The sequence below is a fragment of the Citrobacter sp. CK199 genome, from assembly GCF_030333285.1.
Lineage (GTDB): Bacteria > Pseudomonadota > Gammaproteobacteria > Enterobacterales > Enterobacteriaceae > Citrobacter_B > Citrobacter_B koseri.
Map to the genome: position 1 here is coordinate 258636 of NZ_JAOWGF010000026.1, position 24149 is coordinate 282784.

A 24149-nucleotide genomic window follows, 5' to 3' on the forward strand; every position below is an offset into this window, starting at 1 on the left:
CAATGATCAAGCTCGGCATCGTGATGGACCCCATCGCAAGCATCAACATCAAGAAAGATTCCAGCTTCGCTATGCTGCTGGAAGCACAACGTCGTGGCTACGAACTTCATTACATGGAGATGGCCGATCTGTATTTGATCAACGGTGAGGCTCGCGCCCGCACGCGTACCCTGAGCGTAGAGCAGAACTATGACAACTGGTATACGTTCAACGACGAGCAGGATCTGCCGCTGGCCGATCTGGACGTCATCCTGATGCGTAAAGATCCGCCGTTCGATACCGAATTTATCTACGCCACTTATATTCTGGAGCGCGCGGAAGAGAAAGGCGCGCTGATCGTCAATAAGCCCCAGAGCCTGCGTGACTGCAACGAAAAACTGTTCACCGCCTGGTTCTCCGACCTGACGCCGGAAACGCTGGTCACGCGTAACAAAGCGCAGCTGAAAGCCTTCTGGCAGAAGCACAGCGACATCATTCTCAAGCCGCTGGACGGCATGGGCGGCGCGTCTATCTTCCGCGTGAAGGAAGGCGACCCCAACCTCGGCGTGATCGCCGAAACGCTGACCGAACATGGCACCCGCTATTGCATGGCGCAGAACTACCTGCCTGCCATTAAAGACGGCGACAAACGCGTGCTGGTTGTTGACGGCGAACCCGTTCCGTACTGCCTGGCGCGGATTCCGCAGGGCGGCGAGACCCGTGGCAACCTGGCGGCCGGTGGTCGCGGCGAACCGCGCCCGCTTACCGACAGCGACTGGGAAATCGCCCGCCGCATTGGCCCAACCCTGAAAGCGAAGGGGCTGATTTTTGTGGGTCTGGATATCATCGGCGATCGTCTGACGGAAATTAACGTCACCAGCCCAACCTGTATTCGTGAAATTGAAGCGGAGTTCCCGGTTTCGATTACCGGAATGCTGATGGATGCCATTGAGGCGCGTTTGCAGAAGTAAATTAGTTGCCGGATGACGACGCCTTCGCGTCTTATCCGGCCTGGAATTTCACCCCACAGGCCGGATAAGACGAAGCTGTCATCCGGCAAAGCTATTTTCAGAGGGTGACATCTTCGCGCTTTCCCCACATACTGGACGCTGTTGCTTTTTTGAACCCGGATACAGAACCTCTGACAATGAATTTACAGCATCACTTTCTTATTGCCATGCCTGCTCTCCAGGACCCAATTTTCCGCCGCTCCGTGGTGTACATTTGCGAACACAATGAAGATGGCGCAATGGGGATTATCATTAATAAGCCTCTGGAAAATCTACAGATTGAAGGGATTCTGGAAAAACTGAAGATTACGCCTGAACCGCGCGATCCGGCGATTCGTCTGGATAAAGCCGTAATGCTCGGCGGGCCGCTGGCGGAAGATCGGGGATTTATTTTACATACTCCGCCCTCCCGCTTTTCGTCCAGTATTCGTATTTCTGACAATACGGTGATCACCACGTCCCGCGACGTGCTGGAGACGTTAGGCACACCGGAGCAACCCTCTGAGGTGCTGGTGGCGCTGGGTTATTCATCATGGGATAAAGGTCAACTGGAGCAAGAGCTGATGGATAATGCCTGGCTCACGGCCCCTGCCGATCTCAATATTCTGTTCAAAACGCCGATTGCCGACCGTTGGCGAGACGCGGCCAAATTAATCGGAATTGATATTCTGACCATGCCTGGCGTGGCGGGGCATGCCTGATGAGCGGAACCTTACTCGCATTTGATTTCGGCACCAAAAGTATCGGCGTAGCGATAGGACAGCGCATCACCGGCACCGCCCGCGCGCTGCCAGCGATAAAAGCGCAGGACGGAACGCCAGACTGGAACATTATCGAGCGTTTGCTGAAAGAGTGGCAGCCGGATGAAATTATTGTCGGGCTACCGCTCAATATGGATGGCACAGAGCAGCCCCTCACCGCTCGCGCCCGCAAGTTCGCCAACCGCATTCATGGCCGTTTTGGCGTACAGGTTACGCTGCATGACGAACGCCTCAGCACCGTAGAAGCGCGCTCTGGCCTGTTTGAACAGGGCGGTTATCGCGCACTCAACAAAGGCAAAGTGGATTCCGCCTCGGCCGTCATCATCCTCGAAAGCTATTTCGAGCAGGGTTATTGATACGAATTGCCTGATGGCGCTTCGCTTATCAGGCCTACGGGCTACGGGCACGCTTGTAGGCCGGATAAGGCCATCGGCCGCCATCCGGCACAACCGTTCGCTAAAGCCTGCCCTGCGCCTGCCGCTGTTGCAGACTCTGGGCAAACGTCTGCATCCCCGCCTGTTGGCTGGTCTGAATAACGCCGGGCAACTGGTGAATCTTCCCCTCCCGAATAAGATTGCCAACCGCTGGCGTGTTGATGAGCAGTTCGAATAACGCCACGCGTCCGTCCTGCCTGTCGGTTTCCAGCTTCTGCGACAACACGGCGCGCAGGCTGCCCGCAAGTTGACTGCGTACCGGATCTTTCTCCTGCGCCGGAAAGGAGTCGACCAGCCGCTCTACCGCCTGTGCCGCGCCGCGCGTATGTAGCGTCGCCAGTACCAGATGCCCCGTTTCCGCCGCCGTCAGCGCCAGGCGAATAGTCTCGCTGTCGCGCAGTTCGCCTAATAAAATCACATCCGGGTCTTCACGCAGCGCAGCGCGTAACCCGGCGGCAAAGGAGCGGCAGTGTACGCCAACCTCCCGCTGCTGAATCAGGCAGCGCTGGCTGGTATGGCGGTACTCAATAGGATCTTCCAGCGTCAGAATATGACCATCGAGATGCTGGTTAAGGTATTCCACCATTGCCGCCAGCGTGGTGGATTTCCCGCTTCCCGTCGCCCCGGTCACCAGAATCAGTCCGTTCTCGCCACCAAGGAGCGCGGGTAGCGCGGCAGGCGTCTGGAGCGCGTCCAGTTGCGGGCACGTAGTGGGCAGCAACCGCAGCGCCAGCGATGCGCCCTGCTCGTGATGAAAAGCGCTGGCGCGTAACCGCAGTTCGCCCGGCAGCGACACCGCAAAGTCGAGCTGACCATCCGCCTGCCACGCCCGGCGCTGCGCGTCGTTAAGCCATTGTGACAGCAAAACCTCGACATTCGGGCTGCTAAACGGGGCTATTTCCACTTTTCCCCGTTTACGCCAGCGTGCAGGCCATGCGTTGCACAGGTGTAGATCCGAGACGTTATGCTTTACACTAAGGGCCACTATTTCTTCCATATCCATACGAACATCCTCGGAAAATGAACGATATCGCGCATAACCTGGCACATGTCCGGGACAAAATCTCAGCCGCCGCGACGCGTTGCGGGCGGTCTTCAGAAGAAGTTACGCTGCTTGCAGTGAGTAAAACCAAGCCTGCGAGCGCCATCGCAGAAGCCATCGCGGTCGGGCAGCGGGCGTTTGGCGAAAACTATGTTCAGGAAGGGGTAGAGAAAATTCGCCACTTCAAAGAAAGCGGCGTCGAAGGGCTGCAATGGCACTTTATTGGCCCCTTGCAGTCCAACAAAAGTCGTCTGGTGGCAGAGCATTTTGACTGGTGCCATACGATCGATCGTCTGCGTATCGCCGCCCGTCTGAGCGAACAGCGCCCGGCAGATCTGCCGCCGCTGAACGTGCTGATTCAAATTAATATCAGCGATGAGAACAGCAAGTCCGGGATTCCGCTTACGGAACTGGACGCTCTGGCGGCAAGCGTGGTTGAGCTTCCCGGTATCAGGCTGCGCGGACTGATGGCGATCCCCGCCCCTGAGTCAGATTATGTAAGGCAGTTTGAAGTTGCACGCCAAATGGCTGTAGCATTTGCCGGGCTGAAAACGCGCTATCCTGGCGTTGATACCCTTTCTCTGGGTATGTCGGATGATATGGACGCCGCAATTGCGGCAGGTAGCACGATGGTGCGCATCGGCACCGCTATTTTTGGTGCGCGTGATTACACAAAAAATTAAGGAAAACTGAGGAACGCCATGAAGACGTTGACCTTCCTGCTCTCAACGGTAATTGAACTGTATACCATGGTGCTATTGTTGCGCGTATGGATGCAGTGGGCTCGCTGTGATTTTTACAACCCTTTCTCACAGTTTGTGGTGAAAGCGACTCAACCCATTATCGGGCCGCTGCGTCGTATTATTCCGCCAATGGGGCCGATTGATAGCGCCTCCATGCTGTTGGCATTTATTCTGAGCTTTATCAAAGCGATAGTGCTTTTCATGGTCGTGACGTTCCAGCCGATTATCTGGATCGCCGCCATACTTATCGTCCTGAAAACCATCGGCCTGCTGATTTTCTGGGTACTGCTGGTGATGGCGATCATGAGCTGGGTGAGCCAGGGCCGAAGCCCGATTGAATACGTTCTGCTTCAACTGGCGGACCCTTTGCTGCGCCCGATTCGCCGTCTGCTCCCTTCGATGGGCGGCATCGACTTCTCGCCGATGATCCTGGTTCTGCTGCTGTATGTTATCAACATGGGCATCGCTGAAGTCTTACAGGCGACGGGCAATATGCTGCTGCCGGGGCTGTGGATGGCGCTATGAGTGCCGTTACCCCCTGCGCTGACGGTCTGATTTTACGGCTCTATATTCAGCCGAAAGCCAGCCGTGACAGTATTGTGGGTTTACATGGCGACGAAGTGAAAGTCGCCATTACCGCCCCGCCGGTTGATGGCCAGGCCAACAGCCATCTGGTGAAGTTTCTTGGCAAACAATTCCGCGTGGCAAAAAGCCAGGTCGTCATTGAAAAGGGCGAACTGGGCCGCCACAAACAGGTTAAAATCATTCATCCGCAACAGATCCCGCCAGAAATCGCGGCGTTAACTGATTAGGTATCCTATGCAAAAAGTTGTCCTCGCTACCGGCAATGCCGGTAAAGTGCGTGAGCTTGCCTCACTGTTGAGCGATTTTGGGCTTGATGTCATCGCGCAAACTGAACTGGGCGTTGATTCAGCCGAAGAGACCGGTCTGACGTTCATCGAAAATGCGATCCTGAAAGCGCGTCATGCCGCAAAAGCTACCGGTCTGCCCGCCATTGCCGACGACTCCGGCCTGGCCGTTGATGCGCTGGGCGGCGCACCGGGTATTTACTCCGCCCGTTATTCCGGCGAAGACGCCACCGACCAGCGTAACCTGGAAAAACTGCTGCATACCCTGCGGGAGGTGCCGGATGAGAAGCGCCAGGCGCGCTTCCACTGCGTGCTGGTCTACATGCGCCATGCAGAAGACCCGACGCCGCTGGTGTGCCACGGAAGCTGGCCTGGAATGATTACCCGCGAAGCGGCGGGCAATGGCGGTTTCGGCTATGACCCTATTTTCTTTGTTCCGTCGGAAGGGAAAACGGCAGCTGAGTTAACCCGTGAAGAAAAAAGCGCGATCTCCCACCGTGGGCAGGCGCTGAAGCTGCTGCTGGACGCCTTACGCAATGGTTAAGCTGCCGCCGCTGAGTCTTTATATTCACATCCCGTGGTGCGTGCAGAAATGCCCGTACTGCGATTTCAACTCGCATGCGCTGAAAGGCGAAGTGCCGCACGATGATTATGTTCAGCACCTGCTGAGCGATCTCGATACCAACGTGGCATATGCGCAGGGACGCGAAGTAAAGACCATTTTTATTGGCGGCGGTACGCCGAGTCTGCTCTCAGGCCCGGCAATGCAAACGCTGCTGGACGGCGTGCGGGCGCGCCTGCCGCTGGCGGCGGATGCAGAAATCACGATGGAGGCGAATCCGGGGACGGTAGAAGCCGACCGTTTCGTTGATTACCAACGCGCCGGGGTAAACCGTATCTCCATCGGCGTGCAGAGTTTTAGTGAGCCGAAGCTAAAACGCCTCGGGCGCATTCACGGCCCGGAAGAGGCGAAGCGGGCAGCGAATCTGGCAAGCGGTCTGGGGCTGCGCAGCTTCAACCTGGACCTGATGCACGGCCTGCCGGATCAAACGCTGGAAGAGGCGCTGGGCGATCTGCGCCAGGCCATCGCACTCAATCCGCCGCATCTGTCGTGGTATCAGTTGACTATCGAACCTAACACGCTGTTCGGCTCACGCCCGCCGGTATTGCCAGACGATGACGCGCTGTGGGATATCTTCGAGCAAGGCCACCAGTTGCTGACGGCGGCAGGTTATCAGCAGTACGAAACCTCCGCGTATGCCAGGCCGGGTTATCAGTGTCAGCACAATCTGAACTACTGGCGCTTTGGCGATTACCTCGGAATTGGCTGCGGCGCGCACGGTAAAGTGACCTTCCCGGACGGGCGCATCCTGCGCACCACCAAAACGCGTCACCCGCGCGGTTATATGCAGGGGCGCTATCTGGAAAGCCAGCGTGATGTCGAACAGGCCGACAAGCCGTTTGAGTTCTTTATGAACCGTTTTCGGTTACTGGAAGCGGCTCCCCGGGCAGAGTTTACGCAGTATACCGGGCTTGCCGAAGCGGTAATTCGTGAGCAGCTCGACGAGGCCATCGCCCAGGGGTATCTCACCGAATGCGAGCAGCACTGGCAGATTACCCAACACGGCAAGCTGTTTTTAAACTCCCTTCTGGAGCTGTTTCTGGCGGAGTGATGGCGGGTGAAGATGTAGGCCGGATAAGGCCTTGAGCCGCCATCCGGCAAATTGCCTGATGGCGCTGCGCTTATCAGGCCTACAGGGTTAGGGCGATAAGCGCAGCCACCTTCACCGATTAATACTGATTAAACATCGTCTGGATCTGTTGCGGATCTTTGGTTTGCGTCAGCGCCAGTTGCAACAGCACGCGCGCTTTTTGCGGGTTCAACGAACCGGAAGCGACAAACCCGTATTTCGCGTCATCGACTTCAGCATCCTGCGTGGTGGCGCCAGTCGGTACACGAGAAGAACGCACGACAACCGTGCCTTTATGCGCAGCAGTCGCCAGCGTATCGAAAACCGTTTTGTACAGGTTGCCGTTACCCACGCCCGCGCTCACAATCCCTTCGTAACCCGCATCCACCAGCGCTTTCGCCGGCAGATCGGACGCATTCGCGTAGTTATAAATAATCCCGACTTTCGGCAGCTCAGTCAGCTTAGAAACGTCAAACGGCGTGGAAGTGGTGTGCTTGCGCGCTGGCGTACGCTGATAATCGATTTTACCGTTGTGAATGTAGCCCAGCGGCCCGTAATTCACAGACTTGAAGGTGGCGACATCGGTGGTATTGGTCTTGGTGACGTCACGTCCGTCCAGCACAGTGTCGTTCATCACCACCAGTACGCCGCGATTCGCGGACGCTTTATCCGCCGCAGTGACCACGGCGTTATAGAGGTTGAACGGGCCGTCTGCGCTCATTGACGTGGACGGACGCATCGCCCCGACCAGCACTACCGGTTTATTACACTTGACGGTCAGGTCGAGGAAATAAGCCGTCTCTTCCATCGTATCGGTACCGTGGGTGATCACGAAGCCGTCGGTGTTATCGCAGTCGGTGTTGATTTTCTTCGCCAGCGTTAACCAGACTTCATCGTTCATATCCTGCGAACCGATATTGACGACCTGCTCACCTTTTACAACTGCGATATCCTTTAACTGAGGCACCGCGTCCACCAGGCTTTCGACGCCAACTTTACCCGCCGTATAATTTGATTTTGTCGCGGAGTCACCGCCACCGGCAATGGTTCCCCCGGTCGCCAGAATAGTGACATTCGGCAAAGCCAGCGCCGCGCCGCTGCAACCCATTACCAGAGCGGCGAGTACCGTTTTCCTGAAAAACTCCATGTTATTTCTCCAGTTACGTGAATTTGACGCATTATCCCAATGTCGAAGATGAATAATGTGACGTCTTCCAATTAACCAGATAAATATCTTTTTACGTTTGTGGTTTTTAGAGATGGATATCAAAACGGCGGGATATGCCAACATAAAACGGCACAGCAGGCGCTGTGCCATAGACAAGAGTTTTATTTCAGGCTGCTCACCAGCGCTTTGCGGCTGTCTTCCAGCGTCACAACGCGACTGCACACATCTTTGCCGAACTGCTGGAAGTCTTTTTCCTGATTCTTCCATTCGTTCTGAATCGACGTTTGCAGACCGCCGAGGCTACCCAGCACGCCCTGCAACGGATTACCGCCGCCTTTAAGCACCGCTTTCGCGCCCATTTCGTTAATGCTGTCCTGCAAAATGCCGCCCATCGCCTGATTCACCAGCTGCTGGCCGTCGGCGCGCACCTGATCAATCGCCTTGTAGTGGAAGGTCAGGCCGTCAGTACGATGCTCAATGATGCGGTTCATCTGCTCTTTCAGTTGCGCATCAAGTTTGGTCAATCGACCACGCATATTGCTGCTTTCGCCCACTTCCTGCGCGATGATTTTATCCAGCGCCACGCGGCCTTTCTCGACGCGGCTTCTGGCGCCCTCATCGATCCACGGCAGCGCGCTGCGCAATTCCGCCTGGTAATCTTTCGCCTGTTCGCGCTGCGCTGCGCTAAGGGTGTACTGTTTGCCGTTAAACATCAGGTTGCCGTCCGGCGCGATCACCAGGTTGCCGTTTTCGCCTTTTACCTGAACCGTTTGCGGGCTGAGAATCACATCGTCACGCGGAGTGACGCTGCATTGATAATCTGCGTGTGCGGCCATCGCCGTCAACGAAAGAACTGCCGCCAGCAGCGTTTTGCGCATCATAACTTTCCCTCAAGACAAATCGGGCCAGCAAATGCTGGCCCCGTATGCTTTATTAGTCCCACCAAACGTCGAAAAGTTCGCTGGTGCGCACGTCTTCAAGTTTGTGTTCTTCCAGCCACTTACGCACAATCGCCTGATGTTCTTCGGTGCATTTGCCGATTTCCTGCATGCAGATCAGCCCTTCCCAGGACAGATAACCGCTGCCGTCAAACGCCAGTTTATTTGGCTCAATAACGTCATTGATAAAGTCATCGACAATTTTATCAACCTGCTCTTCAGAAGTGCCTTCCGGGAAACGCCATGCAACCGAAAACCCTAATTCCTGGAATTCGTCGATATGCATTTTTTTACGCAGACGACGACTACGGTTCTTTGCCATTATTTCACCCTCTCGAACATTAAGTCCCATACGCCGTGGCCAAGACGATGACCACGTTGTTCAAATTTGGTTACCGGGCGCGATTCCGGGCGCGGTACATAATCGTTACTCTCTGACAGGTTTTTATACCCGTCGATGGAGGACATCACTTCCAGCATATGCTCCGCATAGGCTTCCCAGTCGGTCGCCATATGGAACACACCGCCCAGCTTCAGTTTGCTTTTCACCAGTTCGGCAAACGGAACCTGAACGATACGGCGTTTATTATGACGCGCTTTATGCCACGGGTCAGGGAAAAAGAGCTGAACCATCGATAAAGAATTGTCAGGAATCATTTTATGCAGCACTTCAACCGCGTCATGACACATCACACGCAGGTTCCCCACGCCTTCTTCGTGCGCAGACGCCAGACATGCGCCAACGCCAGGCGAATGCACTTCAATACCGAGGAAATTTTGTTCCGGGCGGGCTTTCGCCATCGCCACCAGCGAGGCGCCCATACCAAAACCAATCTCAAGCGTAACCGGCGCGTCGCGGCCAAACAGCGTGGCGAAATCCACCGGTTCTTCGCTGAATTCAACGCCCATCACCGGCCAGTAGTTTTCCAGCGCGTGTTCCTGCCCTTTCGTCAGTCGCCCCTGGCGACGAACAAAGCTACGAATTCGGCGCAACGGGCGGCCGTTTTCATCAAATTCCGGTGAAATGACGTCGTTCTTCATAAAAGTTAAGTCTGCTTGTGATTGAGTTCCGAAAACGGGCATTATCCAAAGTTAGTTGCCGGATGCAAGTAAAGGAAGAGAGTGATCACAGGAAAGTTCCGGTTTACACCTCGTTGCCTCTGTGCTGCAATCTTGCCCCCAGCAATTTTAAAGCGATGACCATGCAAGCGTCTCAATTTTCGGCTCAGGTTTTGGGCTGGTACGATAAATACGGGCGGAAAACCCTGCCCTGGCAAATTGACAAGACGCCCTACAAAGTATGGCTCTCGGAAGTAATGTTGCAACAGACGCAGGTTGCGACAGTTATCCCCTATTTCGAACGTTTTATGTCGCACTTTCCAACAGTGACGGATTTAGCCAACGCGCCGCTGGATGAGGTTCTGCATTTGTGGACGGGCCTCGGCTACTACGCCCGCGCGCGCAATCTGCATAAGGCGGCGCAACAGGTGGCGACGCGGCACGGCGGCCGGTTCCCGGAAACGTTCGACGAGGTCGCCGCCCTGCCTGGCGTAGGCCGCTCCACCGCCGGCGCGGTTCTCTCGCTCTCTTTGGATAAACATTTTCCGATTCTCGACGGCAACGTTAAACGCGTGCTGGCACGCTGCTATGCTGTCAGCGGCTGGCCGGGGAAAAAAGAGGTTGAGAAACGGCTGTGGGATCTGAGCGAACAGGTTACGCCTGCCAACGGCGTGGCGCGTTTTAACCAGGCGATGATGGATTTAGGCGCTATGGTGTGTACGCGCTCCAGGCCGAAATGTTCGCTGTGCCCGCTCCAGAATGGCTGCGTTGCCACCGCGAACGAGAGCTGGTCGCTGTACCCCGGTAAGAAGCCAAAACAGACGCTGCCGGAGCGTACAGGCTATTTTTTGCTGTTGCAGCATAATGACGAGGTGTTTCTGGCGCAGCGTCCGCCGAGCGGCTTATGGGGCGGATTATACTGTTTTCCTCAGTTTGAGGATGAAGATGGCTTGCGTCAGTGGCTGGCGCAACGGCATATTCAGGCCGATAATCTCAGTCAACTTAATGCTTTTCGCCACACGTTTAGCCATTTCCACTTAGATATTGTGCCTATGTGGCTTCCCGTGTCTTCATTCACCGTGTGCATGGATGAAGGCAACGCGCTCTGGTATAACTTAGCGCAACCGCCGTCGGTCGGACTGGCGGCCCCCGTGGAGCGTTTGTTACAGCAGTTACGTACCGGCGCGCCGGTTTGAGCACCCCGGTCGATAAAGAGGATTTTTTATGAGCAGAACCATTTTTTGTACTTTCCTGCAACGTGAAGCGGAAGGCCAGGATTTTCAGCTGTACCCGGGCGAACTGGGGAAACGCATCTACAACGAGATCTCTAAAGAAGCGTGGGCGCAGTGGCAGCATAAGCAAACCATGCTGATCAACGAAAAGAAACTCAACATGATGAACGTCGAGCACCGCAAACTGCTGGAGCAGGAGATGATCAACTTCCTGTTTGAAGGGAAAGACGTGCATATTGAAGGCTATACGCCGGAAGAGAAAAAATAAGCATCTCTTGCTGGCAATCTCGTAGGCCGGATAAGGTGCTTGCACCGCCATCCGGCAAAACGATACAACAACAAACACAACACGCACTCCCGGAATGATGAAAAAATTTTTCGCGCTTGCTCTTGTTGCGCCGTTGCTCATCTCCTGTTCCAGTTCGACCAAAAAAGGCGATACCTATAACGAAGCCTGGGTCAAGGATACCAACGGTTTTGATATTCTGATGGGGCAGTTTGCCCATAACATTGAGAATCTGTGGGGGTTCAAGGAAGTGTTGATCGCGGGTCCGAAGGACTACGTGAAGTACACTGACCAGTATCAGACCCGCAGCCACATCAACTTTGACGACGGTACGATCACCGTCGAAACCATTGCCGGAACAGAGCCTGCCGCGCACCTGCGTCGCGCGATCATCAAGACGCTGTTAATGGGCGACGATCCCGGTTCGGTCGATCTCTACTCGGACGTCGATGATATTCAGATCTCCAGAGAGCCGTTCCTGTATGGTCAGGTGGTCGATAATACCGGGCAACCCATTCGCTGGGAGGGACGCGCAACCAACTTCGCTGACTATCTGCTGAAAACGCGTCTTAAGAGTCGCAGTAACGGTCTGCGCATCATCTACAGCGTGACGATCAATCTGGTGCCGAACCACCTGGATAAACGTGCGCATAAATATGTTGGCATGGTTCGCCAGGCCGCACGCAAATACGGCGTCGATGAGTCGCTGATTCTGGCAATTATGCAAACCGAGTCCTCTTTCAACCCGTATGCGGTCAGCCGTTCCGACGCGCTGGGGCTGATGCAGGTAGTACAGCACACCGCCGGGAAGGACGTATTCCGTTCACAGGGGAAATCGGGCACGCCAGGCCGCAGTTTCCTGTTCGATCCTGCCAGCAACATTGATACCGGCACCGCTTATCTGGCGATGCTCAACAATGTCTATTTAGGCGGCATTGATAATCCAACATCGCGTCGTTACGCGGTGATCACCGCCTATAACGGCGGTGCAGGCAGCGTGCTGCGCGTTTTCTCTAACGATAAGGTTCAGGCGGCAAACATCATCAACAGTATGTCCCCGGGCGATGTGTACCAGACATTAACCACGCGGCATCCTTCTGCGGAATCGCGTCGCTATCTGTATAAGGTCAATGCCACCCAGAAATCCTACCGTCGGAAGTAATCTCGCCGTTCCCGCCCCCGATCGCACTGGGGCGGGAAGGCCGAAAAATGTTAACTCCATCACTCTTTTGCTTTGCAATTAGAAATTGTTTGCAAATATTTGTCACAGGTAACAAAAAATACCCTTTCCTCATTGATAGAATCACATCATATTGCAACGGCAAATGTGCCTTTTAAAACATCCATCCGCTATATGGTGTGAGGAAATTAACATGAATCTTAAGCTGCAGCTGAAAGTCCTCTCCTTTCTGCAGTTCTGCCTGTGGGGAAGCTGGCTTACCACCCTCGGCTCATATATGTTTGTCACCCTTAAATTCGACGGTGCATCCATCGGTGCTGTGTATAGCTCGTTGGGGATTGCCGCCGTCTTTATGCCCACACTGTTAGGGATTGTGGCCGACAAATGGTTGAGTGCGAAATGGGTATACGCCATTTGCCACGTCGTTGGCGCTGCAACATTGTTCATGGCTGCCGAAGTGACCACGCCAGGCGCCATGTTCTTTGTGATCTTGCTTAACTCGCTGGCCTATATGCCAACGTTAGGGTTGATCAACACCATCTCCTACTACCGCCTGCAATCCGCAGGGATGGACATCGTCACCGACTTCCCGCCTATTCGTATCTGGGGCACCATCGGCTTTATTATGGCGATGTGGGGCGTAAGCTTCTCTGGCTTTGAACTGAGCCATATGCAGCTGTACATCGGCGCGGCGCTTTCCGTCATTCTGGTACTGTTTACGCTTACGCTGCCGCACATTCCGGTTGCCAGACAGCAGAAGAACCAGAGCTGGACTTCAATGCTGGGGCTGGATGCTTTCGCGCTGTTCAAAAACAAACGCATGGCGATTTTCTTTATCTTCTCCATGATGCTGGGCGCCGAGCTGCAAATTACCAATATGTTCGGTAACACCTTCCTGCACAGCTTTGATAAAGATCCGCTGTTCGCCAGCAGCTTTATCGTGCAGCATGCCTCGGTCATGATGTCGATTTCGCAGATTTCCGAGACGCTGTTCATCCTGACCATTCCGTTCTTCTTAAGCCGTTACGGTATTAAGAACGTCATGCTGATCAGTATCGTGGCCTGGATGCTGCGCTTTGGCCTGTTCGCTTATGGCGACCCAACGCCGTTCGGTACCGTGCTGCTGGTTCTGTCGATGATTGTTTACGGCTGCGCCTTCGACTTCTTCAACATCTCCGGTTCGGTGTTTGTGGAAAAAGAGGTACGCCCTGAAATCCGCGCCAGTGCGCAGGGCATGTTCCTGATGATGACTAACGGCTTCGGTTGTATCCTTGGCGGCGTCGTGAGCGGGAAAGTGGTTGAGCATTACACGCTGAACGGGATTACCGACTGGCAGACCGTGTGGCTGATTTTCGCAGGCTACTCTCTGGTTCTGGCCTTTGCGTTCGTGGCGCTGTTTAAATACAAACACGTTCGCGTTCCGGCAGGCGCGCAGACTATCGCGCATTAATCTTTACGCCGGATGGCGCTAATGCTTATCCGGCCTACAAGGGAGTCGCCCCGTAGGCCGGATAACGCGAACTTATTTCAGCACATAGCCATACAGCCGTTTAATCCCGTCGGCATCAGTTTCGCTGTAAACTCCCTGCAACTCAGGCGAGAAGCCGGGTAGCAAATTGACGCCCTCTTCCAGCGCCAGGAAGTAGCGCTGCACCGCCCCACCCCACACTTCACCCGGCACGACGCACAGCACGCCCGGTGGATATGGCAGCGCACCTTCTGCCGCGATACGCCCTTCAGCGTCACGAATACGCACTAACTCAACATCGCCGCGAATAAAAGCGCTATTGGCATCCTGCGGATTCATCGCCACCGCAGGCAGGCTCTCTTTGCGGAACATCGCTTTTTGCAGATCTTTCACGTCAAAACTGACGTACAGATCGTGCATCTCCTGGCATAACTGGCGCAGGGTGTAGTCGCGGTAACGTACCGGATATTTGTTAAAGATGGTCGGCAGCACATCCGCCAGCGGCGTGTCGTCTTCGATATGTTGTTCGAACTGGGCCAGCATCGCCACCAGTTGCGCCATTTTGGCTTCGCTTTCGGCAGGCGTCAGCAGGAACAAAATCGAGTTGAGATCGCATTTTTCCGGCACGATGCCGTTCTCACGCAGATAGTGCGCCAGAATAGTGGCCGGGATACCAAAGTCGGTATAGCGCCCGGTTTCAGCATCAATGCCCGGCGTGGTCAGCAGCAGTTTGCACGGATCGACAAAATACTGATCCTCCGCATAGCCTGCAAAGCCATGCCATTTCGCCCCGGGTTCAAAGCTGAAGAAGCGTCGATCGCTGGCAATCAGTGCCGTTGGATGCTCCTGCCACGGCTTACCGTCCACAAGCGGCGGAATGAATGGCTGAAGCAGTTTGCAGCGGGCGAGTATCGCCTTGCGCGCCTCGATGCCCAGCGCCACACACTCTGCCCACAGGCGGCGACCGCTCTCCCCTTCATGGATTTTGGCATTGACATCCAGCGCAGCAAACAGCGGGTAGAACGGACTGGTGGAAGCATGCAGCATAAAAGCGTTATTCAGGCGCTTGTGCGGGCAAAAACGCGCCTGACCGCGAATGTGGTTGTCCTTTTTGTGAATCTGCGAGGTTTGCGAGAAACCAGCCTGCTGCTTGTGTACCGACTGCGTAACAAAAATCCCCGGATCGTTTTCGTTCAGCGCCAGCAGCAGCGGCGAACCGTCCGCCATCATCGGAATAAATTGCTCATACCCGACCCAGGCGGAGTCAAACAGGATGTAATCACACAGACTGCCGATTTTGTCGATAACCTGACGGGCGTTGTAGATCGTGCCGTCATACGTCCCCAGTTGAATGACAGCCAGACGAAACGGGCGCGGCCGATCGGCTTTCTGCGGGGCGACCTCGCGGATCTGCTCACGCAGGTATGCCTCGTCAAAACAGTGCTCATCAATGCCGCCGATAAAACCAAACGGGTTGCGCGCGGCTTCGAGATAGACCGGCGTGGCGCCCGCCTGAATCAACGCCCCGTGGTGGTTTGATTTATGGTTGTTACGATCGAACAGCACCAGATCGCCGCGCGTCAGCAGCGCGTTGGTCACAACCTTATTCGCCGCCGAGGTGCCATTCAGCACGAAATACGTTTTATCCGCATGAAAGACTTTCGCCGCAAACTTCTGCGCATGCTTGGCCGATCCCTCATGAATGAGCAGATCCCCCAGCTTTACGTCCGCGTTGCACATATCCGCCCGAAAGAGGTTTTCGCCGAAGAAGTCATAAAAATGCCGACCGGCCGGGTGTTTTCTGAAAAACTCACCGTGCTGATGGCCCGGGCAGGCAAAAGTGCTGTTACCCATATCGACATACTGGGTCAGCGTGTCATAAAACGGCGGCAGCAGATTCTCTTCATAACGGCAGGCGGCCGATTCCAGTTCCAGCCAGTCCTGCGCGTTGCCGCTTATCACCGCCTCAACACCGGCAGGCGCATCAACATGATCGTCAGAGAGAATAAACACCGGCAAATGAAAACCGGTGCGTTTAAGCAATGCCAGGATGCCGCTGCGACTGTCCGCAACGGTAATGACGACTGCCGCAACATCAGTAAAGTCAGTGCCGTCCAGCGCCACCACATGGCGGTGGGTAGACAGGCGGGAGACCAGTTCACCACTGGCGGCAATATTCATTGATTTCATAAGCGCAAAAACCCGTTTCGGGAGAATAGAAGTCCCGGGCAAGGTAACATTACCCTGCCCCACGAAATGTTGGGTCAAACTGGTCACCAGCTCCGACCGCCAGACATCAGTAAAAGCAGACAGCCTCTGATCTTACTGTTGTCCCGCAGTGAGCGTGCGCTGCCCTCACCGCATGGTGAGAGAATGAAGGGAGATCAAAGAAAGGGGCAATCGTCGCGCAGAAAGGCGAAGTTGAAGGCGATGTAAGGGTAATATGGTCATCCCAGGCTGCCCCGTACAAACAGGAGAAAATTCGCGCAATCATGGCACCTTTCCCCTGGGGGCGCAAGATCAAATCCCGGACATACGCGCCATCGACAAACGCGCATAATGCGTGATATTCGGGGCATAATAATGCAATCAGATAAAACAAATAGCAGGAGCGACTGTGGTAATCGGGCCTTTTATTAACGCCAGCGCCGTTTTAGCTGGAGGCGTGCTTGGCGCGCTTCTCAGCCAGCGTTTACCGGAACGGATTCGTGTCTCAATGACCTCTATTTTCGGGCTGGCATCGCTGGGGATCGGTATTTTACTGGTCATAAAATGCGCTAACCTTCCGGTGATGGTTCTGGCGACAATCATCGGCGCGCTTATCGGCGAGTTTTGTTACCTGGAAAAAGGCATCAACACGGCGGTGACGAAAGCGCAGCAACTGATTAAGAAACCGGGGAAGAAAGCCGTCCACGACACCTTTATTCAGAACTATGTCGCCATTATTGTTCTTTTTTGCGCCAGTGGAACCGGCATTTTCGGCGCGATGCATGAAGGCATGACCGGCGACCCTAGCATTCTCATCGCAAAATCGTTTCTCGATTTCTTCACGGCCATGATCTTCGCCTGCTCGCTGGGAGTCGCCGTCGCCGTTATTTCCGCCCCTATGTTGGTTATCCAGCTATTGCTCGCCACCTGCGCGGCCTTAATTTTACCGCTCACCACCCCGGCGATGATGGCAGATTTCAGTGCCGTAGGCGGATTACTGCTGCTGGCGACCGGTCTACGTATTTGCGGAATCAAGATGTTTGCGGTGGTCAATATGCTCCCCGCCCTGCTCCTGGCGATGCCGCTTTCCGCCGCGTGGACCGCGTTTTTTGCCTGAAAATGCGTGCAATACCAACAATCTGGTGATAGATTGTGCAGTCTGCATGGATTTGAAGAAATTTCGTTGACGAAACGAAGCGAATCGGTTTTAATGCGCCCCGTTGCCCGGATAGCTCAGTCGGTAGAGCAGGGGATTGAAAATCCCCGTGTCCTTGGTTCGATTCCGAGTCCGGGCACCACTTTCTTGCTTGTTTTGCGCGTTTCTATGAATCTCTATATGTAGCGGGTTCAATAAGTTAGCGGAAAACTCTTCCCAGCGGATATCTATTTATCTGTCTGTATCTGGGGCTTTTGGTGGTCAACCTGGTTCGATAAAGGAATGCCCCCCAAATGGCATTAACCGATAAACAAGTCCGCAGTGCAAAACCCTCTGATAAACCCTACAAGCTCGTTAACACGCTCGATTTGTATCTTCCCGGTTCCCTTATCTGGTATCTCAAATATCGTTTTGAGGGAAAAGAATCAAGAGTGCCACTCGGTTCTTATCCCGAAACCTCACCCGCCCTTGCCCGCGAAAAACGCAATGCCACTAAACGGATACTAAAATCAGGTTTAAATCCTTCACAACAGTGTCGGTCTGAAAAAATCATTGTTGATGAATCTCTGACGTTTCAGTATATCGCCACCCTGTGGCATACCGATTGCCTGAGACTTGTAGTGGCTCAGTAATTCCGGACACCTCAATAGCCTGTTAATTGTAACAACAGTAAATTGAGGTAAGCGAATAATGACCCAACGTAAACAAACCAAACGCCGTTTTTCTCCCGAATTTAAGCTCGAAGCGATTGAACAGGTTGTTAAATATCAACAGTCTGCTGTTGAGGTCGCTCATACTCTTGAACCAGACCCCAGCCAATTACGTAAATGGATACGTCAGTATTAGGCCGAAGTGAGTGACGTGACGCCGGATAATCCTGCTCTGACGTCCGAGCAACGTGAAATCCAGTCACTGAGGGCGCGAATTAAGAGACCAGAAATGGAAAAAGAAATACTAAAGCAGGCAGCCGTGTTGATGAGCGAAATACCCGTCAAATCTATGCATTAATCACACGGCTGAAAGCAAAATGGCCGGTGATTGAGTTGTGTCGTCTGCTGAAAATAACGCGTAGCGTTTACTATGCATCGCTAAAGCGGTCGGTCGATATAAGCCGACTGCATCTGAGAAGCCGTTTGCGGGAGTTACATCAACAGCGCCGGGGGTCAGCCGGAAATCGAACCCTGAGTCTGCTAATGCGTCGCTCCGGTTATAACGTGGGACGTTGGCTGGCTCGTAGGTTGATGCAAGAATGTGGTCTGGAGAGCCGCCAACCAGGGAAACATCCCTACCGAAACGTCGGGGAAGAAACATCTGCCTCCCCGAACTTGCTGAAACGGCAGTTCACACCGACGCAAGCAAATCGAGTCTGGAGTTGCGATATCAGGACGTAGATACCGAGTATTGAGGTGCGCTTTTGTGCGCGGGCATCTGTCACCAGTACAACCGTGTTATAGTCAATATTCAGCGTCTGGCTGCTCAGGTCGGTCAGTTCATCCTGAATATGCTCCTGTGAGAATCCCGTTGTCGGGCCATTAAACGATATCAGCGCCATCACGAAAATATCATCAAATAACGGCAGGTTACGTTCAACGGGCGATGGTAATTCCTGGCAGGCTTTATCCCAGAATTTTTCGGTACTGGAACGAAGAGTCAGCATTTTTACAGTTTCATTTTTCGAACACCCTTTATTGATACTCTGAAAGACGGATATTTCCACCGTTGGCGATAATATAAAACAGCTCTCCCGGACGCTGGGTGATCTGCGGTGGATGTTCCAGCCCACGATGGCGAATCGACTCTTTAATTTCATCGTAATTCGGATTACAGGTAATACGAGGATTTAAATCAAATGCCCACAGTTGATCCAGTGCAACAGGCATGAGTATGCCCTGATCAATGTTCATCATTATGATCCTGAATAAGTCAGTGAGTAACAGAAAGACGGTCAGCGACTGTTTATTTTCGCATTAATCTAATCATCAATCTCCGATTCAAGCCAGACCACACTGGCAGGCCCAATCCTGACGGATTTGAGGAAATGTCCCGTTTTCATGTAGGCGTAAACCTGAGAACGCTTGAGGCCGATTTTATCCAGAACCTGTCGCAATCGCAGGAATCGATGAGAAACCAATCAAAAATAAACAGAAAATATCAAATTAGATCATTTCATTTGATTCATGAATATAAAAACAATTCTCCTAAGATTATCAACAATAGGATATAGTCATAACAACAACCAGAGCTTTATAATTACATCCACATCTAACATCCATTTTCAGGAAAATATATGAAAATCTGTTCAATGATATGTTTATGCGCCGCAATATTTTTATTGAGTGCCTGTATCCACTCCCCAATTGATGCAAATAAAAAAGCCCTACCCAGAACGGAGAGTGGCATCAGTAAAAATACTCCCAACCAGTTAACAGATAAAGATATCTTCGGCAACGAGACCACGCTTGCCGTTTCAGAAGAGGATATCCAGGCCGCACTGGATGGTGAGAAGTTCAGCGTCCCGCTGAACTCTGCCGTCATTCTGGTCCAGTCTGGCAATCGTGCACCAGAAATGATCATGCAGCAAGAAATGAATCGCTATTACCGGATATCAACATTTTCAGGTATCCCCGACAGGCAAAAAGCTATTTCCTGTAATAAGATGAAAAACGAAGAAGGAGAAGCCGTCAACAGCGAAAATATGAATTATATGCAGGCCCTACGTTATATTGCGGCAAAAGGACAACAAAAAGCGATCATTGTTTACTGGGATACGCTACAACTGGGGAAATATAATACTGCGACAAAAACCACTGTCTGGTCGGATTTCCGAAACGAAACGTTGTCTGATTCAGTCTCGTTGCGCTACCTGGTGCGTTTCGCCCTCGTGGATGTGGCGACGGGAGAATGGGCAACCTGGTCTCCTGTTAACTACGAAGATAATATTCTCCAGCCACTCACCGGAAGAACACCGATCACAGAACAGCAGATCGCTCAGTTAAAGCAAAAAACCTTTGCCACAGTGATTAAAGACCTGGCAAACCGCTATCAGTAATTAACACCTTCACTTCGCCTGCCGCCAATAATTTGTGGCGGCAAAATTTCCTGTTCTCTGAGCCATCTCTTTTTCCAGACCAGAAGCCATGCCAGCGTCCACTCCGCAAATGGGCACGAACCTGCCGCCCACTCACAGCACTGACCGCAGCATCATCGAATGCCGCTCCGTATCCTCACCGACAGTCCAGTACCGGGGCCATTCGCCGGAAAAAGTCTGAATCCCTTTTTAGTTTTCACCAGTTTTGGGCAAGTCGGGTACGTACAAGGTTGACGCTCACTGTCAATATGCATCCCTGGGGTTCTCACATAGATACACCATTCAGGAATGGCGCAGAAAGATATCCACAGGGGTGCTTCAGACAAGGGCGTGTCGGTCAGTGTGTTTAATACTAACCGATGCAGGGTATAAATCCCTTTGCTGTAGCGCCAAGCTCCCGGTACCGAAAATTTCTGTAGTTCCTGCCAGAGTTCATGCGTGAAGGAAATATCCGGTTTGTCCATAAACAGCAGCATCCAGTATTTTATGGGTAAAAAACACCAGTGCGGCCAGTCAGGGATGTCTTTCCCCCTCAGTAATCTTACTTTTTCAATGTTTGCTGCGACATTAAGATATTTTTTGCAGAAAATATCAGAAATCATGACCGGATCATTCTTATAATAATCCACAATTATCTCCTGTGTTTACGCTACCCGTTCAGATAAACAGGAGTAATCATGATAAATGCCTTCGATCCAGTAATTGTTACCTGATTCTTGCGTCAACATTGTCAGAAGAGAGCGTTTACGTTTCTGGAAGAGGAGAAAGAGTACCATCTTCAGGATCATTAATATCCGACTTCATCTTATGTGTTTTTTTACCCACGGAGACACTGAATAATCTGGGTTGTGTTTGTGGATCGCCCGAGCAACTTCCACCGTGTTTTTCAACGACATTAACTACATCCACACCCGGTTCATTGTCTGGTATATAAAGGTAATCCGTACATTCCGGAGATACAAGAAACTTTTTCTCTTCAAGCGTCTTCTTGACCAGTTGCATAATCGGTGGTAACTCGGCTGAAAATGCATTTGCAGTTAAAGCCATATAGCTAAGCAATGTTATAAATATAGACTTTTTCATTTTCACTCCAACATACTAAAGTAATGCAGTGGATTAATATAACACATGGATACTCCCCCCCCCACACACACAGTATCATAATCTTTTATTCCGGTAGTTCTAATAATGTTAACTATGTTCTTTTCATAAGCAGGATTTGTGGCATACCCTGCTTTAGCAATCTCATGTATAAATTTCTCAGGATCATTCGGATAAGAAAATGCAGCTGCATAACGCTTGTTAACACTAAGGAATCGACCATAATCATCAGCTGATTGCTCTAAAGAATCGTAAGAGCGAAAACTGTCCTTAATCTTTACTGATTGCCATCATAATTTTCATGTGTTGTAAATGTTATTGACTTACCTTCCGGAGATTTTCCTTTCACACCAAAATATGCTCCGCCTTTCGCCTTACGTCCCCAGCCTGATTCAAATGCGCCTTGAGCAATAGTCACCTCTATCGGAACTCCCCAGTTACGTTTAACATTAATGGCCGCAGGTAATGCCCTGTTTATCCATTCAGATTTAATTGCCGGTAAGGGCAATGACGCTCGCTGTGCTAATTGTTGAAGCTGATTGCTATCCGGTACTACCACGGCCTGCTTCTGATGAGTTGAAGCACTATGATAAGCCACGGCATTCGCCTGATTTAACCTTCTGAAGATTGGACCATGCAGGTTAACGATGGCATCAGCGTGAGGCAAATGAACGAAGTTTGTCTGAAAGTAAACTAACCTAGAAAATGTCTTAGGCCCCCATAACCCGTCTTCTTTCAGCGATTCCATCTTATCGTCACGAATAGCTCTGTCAGTAGCATCTGAATTTTTTTGACGTCACCAATATTATTTGGCTGACTAACACCCACCGCCCTGCTAATTCTCAATTTCATACGATACGACCTCCTTTGCATTTTCAATTATTCACGCTAAAAAAGTCGCGCCTCCCACAGACTGTACGCACTGGTTCCGGCAATACAGTGTTCCTGGGTAATACTTTCATAGGTCAGTGATACTGACTCTTCCGGTTGCCCCTCGCTGTTGGTGATTGTGTGTGGCACATTATGTGCAATACTGGCGATGTGGGCGTTAATCAGCTTCACTTTGTAATACAGTTCATTAATGCCGAAGCGGTTGGTACGGTAATACTCAAAGTCACAGGTCAGACACTCATTTTCGCTGATGGCTTTAGTCAGTAATGGGGAGGACTTGTCCACCGGCTTCTGGATCACCAGCGTCTGATGATTGACGTTCTGTGCACGAGTCAGTCCGTGGGACAACCCCAGCACCATAATCTGATCCATATGCGTAATCTGCGCTTTGTTGCCAATAGAGGCCATAGAAGAGCAGCCAGCGGAGATCAGTCCCTGAAGATCTCCGTTCAGCGTCAGATAAACCGGATTTGCCATGATAAACTCCTTTGATTTCGTCGTTATTTTTCGGATTTGGTTTCAGTTGTCGTTTCCGGCATTCCGCCGTTTTTCAACAGCAGCCAACGGCTTAACACGCCATCCAGCCGTTCATTAATCTGTTTTTCCAACGCCTCAGTATTCTGTCCCTGTGCGCGGGCGTCCTGGTACTGCGTCAGCAGGGATTCCAGCGGTGTTTCTTGCCCCAGCCCCCGCTCTGCCTGCCAGATAACATTCTTTATATAGGAAAGGGTCATCCCCTCTTTCTCGCGCTGCATCACCAGGTCTGCAAAGGCATGTAAATTCTGGCGGGTCTGGAGCCAGCCGCGCAGTTGTGGACTGCCCTGTGCGCGGGTTCTCAGCGTTTCATTCCATTTCGCACTCGCCTGCTGTTGTTGCAGGCTCTCCGGCCAGCGGCTGTCGGCGGTACGGGCCATCTGCATACCCGTCTCCAGCAACTGCAATGGCGGGGTATCAGGAAGCTGTTGCAGCCGTTGCCCGTAACTGTCCAGGTCAGGTGATGTCAGCCAGACCGTTGCCGCGCCCTGTGCCGTATCCATGACCTGTGCCAGTTGCCGCTGCATCGGGTACACCTGCCACCACCAGAGCGCGACGGCGATAACCGCGGTCACGATGAATCCCGCCATAAAACCTTTTACCAGGCTGCCCTGACTGGCGATACCGCCATTATCCGCCAGACCACGGACTTCCACCCGCATCTCCGGCAGTTCAGGGAGTGGAGAGACAGTCTCAGTGGCCGTGGGCGCGGTACTTTCCGGGGCATAGACCAGTGTTCTGACGGCGGTCTGTGTGGCGGCACCTGCATGATTCCGGGGTTGCGGCTCCAGCCGTTTGCGCGTGTTCTGCACAAAATACAGCAGGTTCTCCACGCGCGGCTGGCGCCTCAGCTCCACCTGCTGGAGCTTGTCACAGATAAGCTGTAAGGCCCGCTCGGTGCGGTACAGCAGCGGCAGGTCGTTTTCCGCAAAGGATGTCTGCTGACGCAGGATATTTCCGGTACGGGTGTTGAGCCAGTCCAGCATCTCGGTGCGTGCAGGCCCACCCTGCGGCCAGAATATGCCCCATTCATGGGTAATCATTGCCGCCAGCAGTTCGGCTCCCTCACAAAAACCGGCCAGCCCCTGCGTGCGGGTACGCGCCAGGGTGTAGTAGGTAGCCGTGTGCAAATCCACACCGTTGGCCTTAAAAATGGTCAGCGCCAGCGATTCCACCAGCCTCCAGTTCATTTCCGGCTGCGACGGGTGGCTGGCCTTGTTGATTTCCTCGCGAACAGCAATGAACTCCGGCAGATTGCGCGGATCGCTGCCTGTCACGATAGTTTGGGTCAGTATATCGTTGCTCATCCCG

The 24149-nt window shown here is 52.8% G+C and carries 29 protein-coding genes, 1 tRNA gene and 2 pseudogenes; 17 read left to right on the top strand and 15 right to left on the bottom strand.

Going from position 1 to position 24149, the window contains the following annotated elements; all coding sequences use genetic code 11:
- The first annotated feature begins 2 nt into the window (after window positions 1–2).
- From gshB to ruvX, 3 genes are all read left to right on the top strand, one after another.
- Window positions 3–950 carry a glutathione synthase gene (gene gshB / locus OGX75_RS12310; protein WP_012135062.1) on the top strand — a complete coding sequence of 316 codons (948 nt, stop codon included), beginning with the start codon at window positions 3–5 and terminating at the stop codon, window positions 948–950.
- Between the two features lie 176 nt (window positions 951–1126).
- Window positions 1127–1690: a YqgE/AlgH family protein gene (locus OGX75_RS12315; protein WP_012135063.1), complete on the top strand. Its 564-nt coding sequence runs from the start codon at window positions 1127–1129 to the stop codon at window positions 1688–1690.
- A complete protein-coding gene (ruvX, locus tag OGX75_RS12320; protein ID WP_047461351.1) occupies window positions 1690–2106 on the top strand; it encodes a Holliday junction resolvase RuvX in 417 nt (138 codons plus the stop codon). The genes OGX75_RS12315 and ruvX overlap by 1 nt, the downstream gene beginning before the upstream one ends.
- Window positions 2107–2206: 100 nt before the next feature.
- Here the strand turns inward: ruvX and OGX75_RS12325 are convergent, their stop codons facing one another.
- Window positions 2207–3187 carry a type IV pilus twitching motility protein PilT gene (locus tag OGX75_RS12325; protein WP_071257863.1) on the bottom strand — a complete coding sequence of 327 codons (981 nt, stop codon included), beginning with the start codon at window positions 3185–3187 and terminating at the stop codon, window positions 2207–2209.
- Between the two features lie 17 nt (window positions 3188–3204).
- On the opposite strand from OGX75_RS12325, the gene OGX75_RS12330 reads away from it, so the two are divergent.
- The 5 genes from OGX75_RS12330 to hemW are packed head-to-tail and all read left to right on the top strand — an operon-like array spanning window position 3205 to window position 6511.
- A complete protein-coding gene (locus OGX75_RS12330; protein ID WP_115625896.1) occupies window positions 3205–3909 on the top strand; it encodes a YggS family pyridoxal phosphate-dependent enzyme in 705 nt (234 codons plus the stop codon).
- A gap of 18 nt (window positions 3910–3927) precedes the next feature.
- Window positions 3928–4494: a YggT family protein gene (locus OGX75_RS12335; RefSeq protein ID WP_012135068.1), complete on the top strand. Its 567-nt coding sequence runs from the start codon at window positions 3928–3930 to the stop codon at window positions 4492–4494.
- Window positions 4491–4781, top strand: a complete 291-nt coding sequence (gene yggU / locus OGX75_RS12340; RefSeq protein WP_012135069.1) for a DUF167 family protein YggU — start codon at window positions 4491–4493, stop codon at window positions 4779–4781. The genes OGX75_RS12335 and yggU overlap by 4 nt, the downstream gene beginning before the upstream one ends.
- 7 nt (window positions 4782–4788) lie before the next feature.
- A complete protein-coding gene (locus OGX75_RS12345; protein WP_012135070.1) occupies window positions 4789–5382 on the top strand; it encodes an XTP/dITP diphosphatase in 594 nt (197 codons plus the stop codon).
- Window positions 5375–6511, top strand: a complete 1137-nt coding sequence (gene hemW / locus OGX75_RS12350; RefSeq protein ID WP_012135071.1) for a radical SAM family heme chaperone HemW — start codon at window positions 5375–5377, stop codon at window positions 6509–6511. The genes OGX75_RS12345 and hemW overlap by 8 nt, the downstream gene beginning before the upstream one ends.
- A gap of 118 nt (window positions 6512–6629) precedes the next feature.
- Here hemW and ansB read toward each other — a convergent pair whose 3' ends face one another.
- The 4 genes from ansB to trmB form a co-directional block, all read right to left on the bottom strand.
- Window positions 6630–7676, bottom strand: coding sequence for an L-asparaginase 2 (gene ansB / locus OGX75_RS12355; protein WP_049010789.1), 1047 nt, complete (start codon window positions 7674–7676; stop codon window positions 6630–6632).
- Window positions 7677–7858: 182 nt separating this feature from the next.
- A complete protein-coding gene (locus OGX75_RS12360; protein ID WP_047461341.1) occupies window positions 7859–8578 on the bottom strand; it encodes a YggN family protein in 720 nt (239 codons plus the stop codon).
- Between the two features lie 52 nt (window positions 8579–8630).
- A complete protein-coding gene (locus OGX75_RS12365; RefSeq protein ID WP_012135074.1) occupies window positions 8631–8957 on the bottom strand; it encodes a YggL family protein in 327 nt (108 codons plus the stop codon).
- Complete coding sequence (gene trmB / locus OGX75_RS12370; protein WP_024130937.1) at window positions 8957–9676, bottom strand: tRNA (guanosine(46)-N7)-methyltransferase TrmB; 720 nt, start codon at window positions 9674–9676, stop codon at window positions 8957–8959. The genes OGX75_RS12365 and trmB overlap by 1 nt, the downstream gene beginning before the upstream one ends.
- A 161-nt stretch (window positions 9677–9837) precedes the next feature.
- Between trmB and mutY the strand changes: the two genes are divergently transcribed.
- The 4 genes from mutY to OGX75_RS12390 all read left to right on the top strand — a co-directional run bounded on the left by mutY (window position 9838) and on the right by OGX75_RS12390 (window position 13842).
- Window positions 9838–10890 carry an A/G-specific adenine glycosylase gene (gene mutY / locus OGX75_RS12375; RefSeq protein ID WP_286451125.1) on the top strand — a complete coding sequence of 351 codons (1053 nt, stop codon included), beginning with the start codon at window positions 9838–9840 and terminating at the stop codon, window positions 10888–10890.
- Window positions 10891–10918: 28 nt separating this feature from the next.
- Window positions 10919–11194: an oxidative damage protection protein gene (locus tag OGX75_RS12380; protein WP_012135077.1), complete on the top strand. Its 276-nt coding sequence runs from the start codon at window positions 10919–10921 to the stop codon at window positions 11192–11194.
- Window positions 11195–11291: 97 nt separating this feature from the next.
- The gene (mltC, locus tag OGX75_RS12385; RefSeq protein ID WP_024130939.1) at window positions 11292–12374 is read left to right on the top strand and encodes a membrane-bound lytic murein transglycosylase MltC; all 1083 of its coding nucleotides are present in this window, start codon (window positions 11292–11294) and stop codon (window positions 12372–12374) included.
- 211 nt (window positions 12375–12585) lie between these two features.
- On the top strand, window positions 12586–13842 hold the full coding sequence (locus OGX75_RS12390; protein WP_049010794.1) for a nucleoside permease: 1257 nt from the start codon (window positions 12586–12588) through the stop codon (window positions 13840–13842).
- A gap of 72 nt (window positions 13843–13914) precedes the next feature.
- Here the strand turns inward: OGX75_RS12390 and OGX75_RS12395 are convergent, their stop codons facing one another.
- Window positions 13915–16050, bottom strand: a complete 2136-nt coding sequence (locus OGX75_RS12395; protein WP_286450534.1) for an ornithine decarboxylase — start codon at window positions 16048–16050, stop codon at window positions 13915–13917.
- Between the two features lie 427 nt (window positions 16051–16477).
- Between OGX75_RS12395 and OGX75_RS12400 the strand changes: the two genes are divergently transcribed.
- The 4 genes and pseudogenes from OGX75_RS12400 to OGX75_RS12415 all read left to right on the top strand — a co-directional run.
- On the top strand, window positions 16478–17185 hold the full coding sequence (locus OGX75_RS12400) for a DUF554 domain-containing protein (RefSeq protein WP_012135082.1): 708 nt from the start codon (window positions 16478–16480) through the stop codon (window positions 17183–17185).
- A 105-nt stretch (window positions 17186–17290) separates the two neighbouring features.
- Window positions 17291–17366 (top strand) — tRNA-Phe (locus OGX75_RS12405).
- Window positions 17367–17517: 151 nt separating this feature from the next.
- Complete coding sequence (locus tag OGX75_RS12410; RefSeq protein ID WP_024130940.1) at window positions 17518–17856, top strand: Arm DNA-binding domain-containing protein; 339 nt, start codon at window positions 17518–17520, stop codon at window positions 17854–17856.
- 58 nt (window positions 17857–17914) lie between these two features.
- Window positions 17915–18606: pseudogene (locus OGX75_RS12415) on the top strand (transposase); the annotation flags it as partial.
- Here the strand turns inward: OGX75_RS12415 and OGX75_RS12420 are convergent.
- From OGX75_RS12420 to OGX75_RS12430, 3 genes are all read right to left on the bottom strand, one after another.
- Entirely contained in the window at window positions 18510–18881 is a 372-nt protein-coding gene (locus OGX75_RS12420; RefSeq protein ID WP_012135084.1) for a hypothetical protein, read from the bottom strand. The pseudogene OGX75_RS12415 and the gene OGX75_RS12420 sit on opposite strands and share 97 nt — an antisense overlap.
- A gap of 28 nt (window positions 18882–18909) precedes the next feature.
- Entirely contained in the window at window positions 18910–19131 is a 222-nt protein-coding gene (locus OGX75_RS12425; protein ID WP_012135085.1) for a hypothetical protein, read from the bottom strand.
- A gap of 65 nt (window positions 19132–19196) precedes the next feature.
- Window positions 19197–19355, bottom strand: a complete 159-nt coding sequence (locus OGX75_RS12430; protein ID WP_012135086.1) for an AlpA family phage regulatory protein — start codon at window positions 19353–19355, stop codon at window positions 19197–19199.
- A 156-nt stretch (window positions 19356–19511) separates the two neighbouring features.
- Between OGX75_RS12430 and OGX75_RS12435 the strand changes: the two genes are divergently transcribed.
- Window positions 19512–20273 (top strand): lipoprotein YafT, encoded by a 762-nt coding sequence (locus OGX75_RS12435; protein ID WP_200053336.1) that lies wholly within the window; start codon window positions 19512–19514, stop codon window positions 20271–20273.
- A gap of 152 nt (window positions 20274–20425) precedes the next feature.
- Here the strand turns inward: OGX75_RS12435 and OGX75_RS12440 are convergent, their stop codons facing one another.
- The 6 genes and pseudogenes from OGX75_RS12440 to OGX75_RS12460 form a co-directional block, all read right to left on the bottom strand.
- A complete protein-coding gene (locus tag OGX75_RS12440) occupies window positions 20426–20941 on the bottom strand; it encodes a hypothetical protein (RefSeq protein ID WP_200053337.1) in 516 nt (171 codons plus the stop codon).
- Window positions 20942–21056: 115 nt separating this feature from the next.
- Entirely contained in the window at window positions 21057–21395 is a 339-nt protein-coding gene (locus OGX75_RS12445; protein WP_134769071.1) for a hypothetical protein, read from the bottom strand.
- 2 nt (window positions 21396–21397) lie between these two features.
- Window positions 21398–21688, bottom strand: coding sequence for a glucosaminidase domain-containing protein (locus OGX75_RS21225; protein WP_353622030.1), 291 nt, complete (start codon window positions 21686–21688; stop codon window positions 21398–21400).
- A gap of 2 nt (window positions 21689–21690) precedes the next feature.
- Window positions 21691–22161: a glucosaminidase domain-containing protein gene (locus OGX75_RS12450; protein WP_233594046.1), complete on the bottom strand. Its 471-nt coding sequence runs from the start codon at window positions 22159–22161 to the stop codon at window positions 21691–21693.
- A 140-nt stretch (window positions 22162–22301) separates the two neighbouring features.
- Window positions 22302–22781, bottom strand: a complete 480-nt coding sequence (locus OGX75_RS12455) for an Hcp family type VI secretion system effector (protein ID WP_058668084.1) — start codon at window positions 22779–22781, stop codon at window positions 22302–22304.
- Window positions 22765–24145 (bottom strand): annotated as a pseudogene (locus OGX75_RS12460) (VasL domain-containing protein); the annotation flags it as partial. The pseudogene OGX75_RS12460 and the gene OGX75_RS12455, both read right to left, overlap by 17 nt.
- Window positions 24146–24149: the final 4 nt, after the last annotated feature.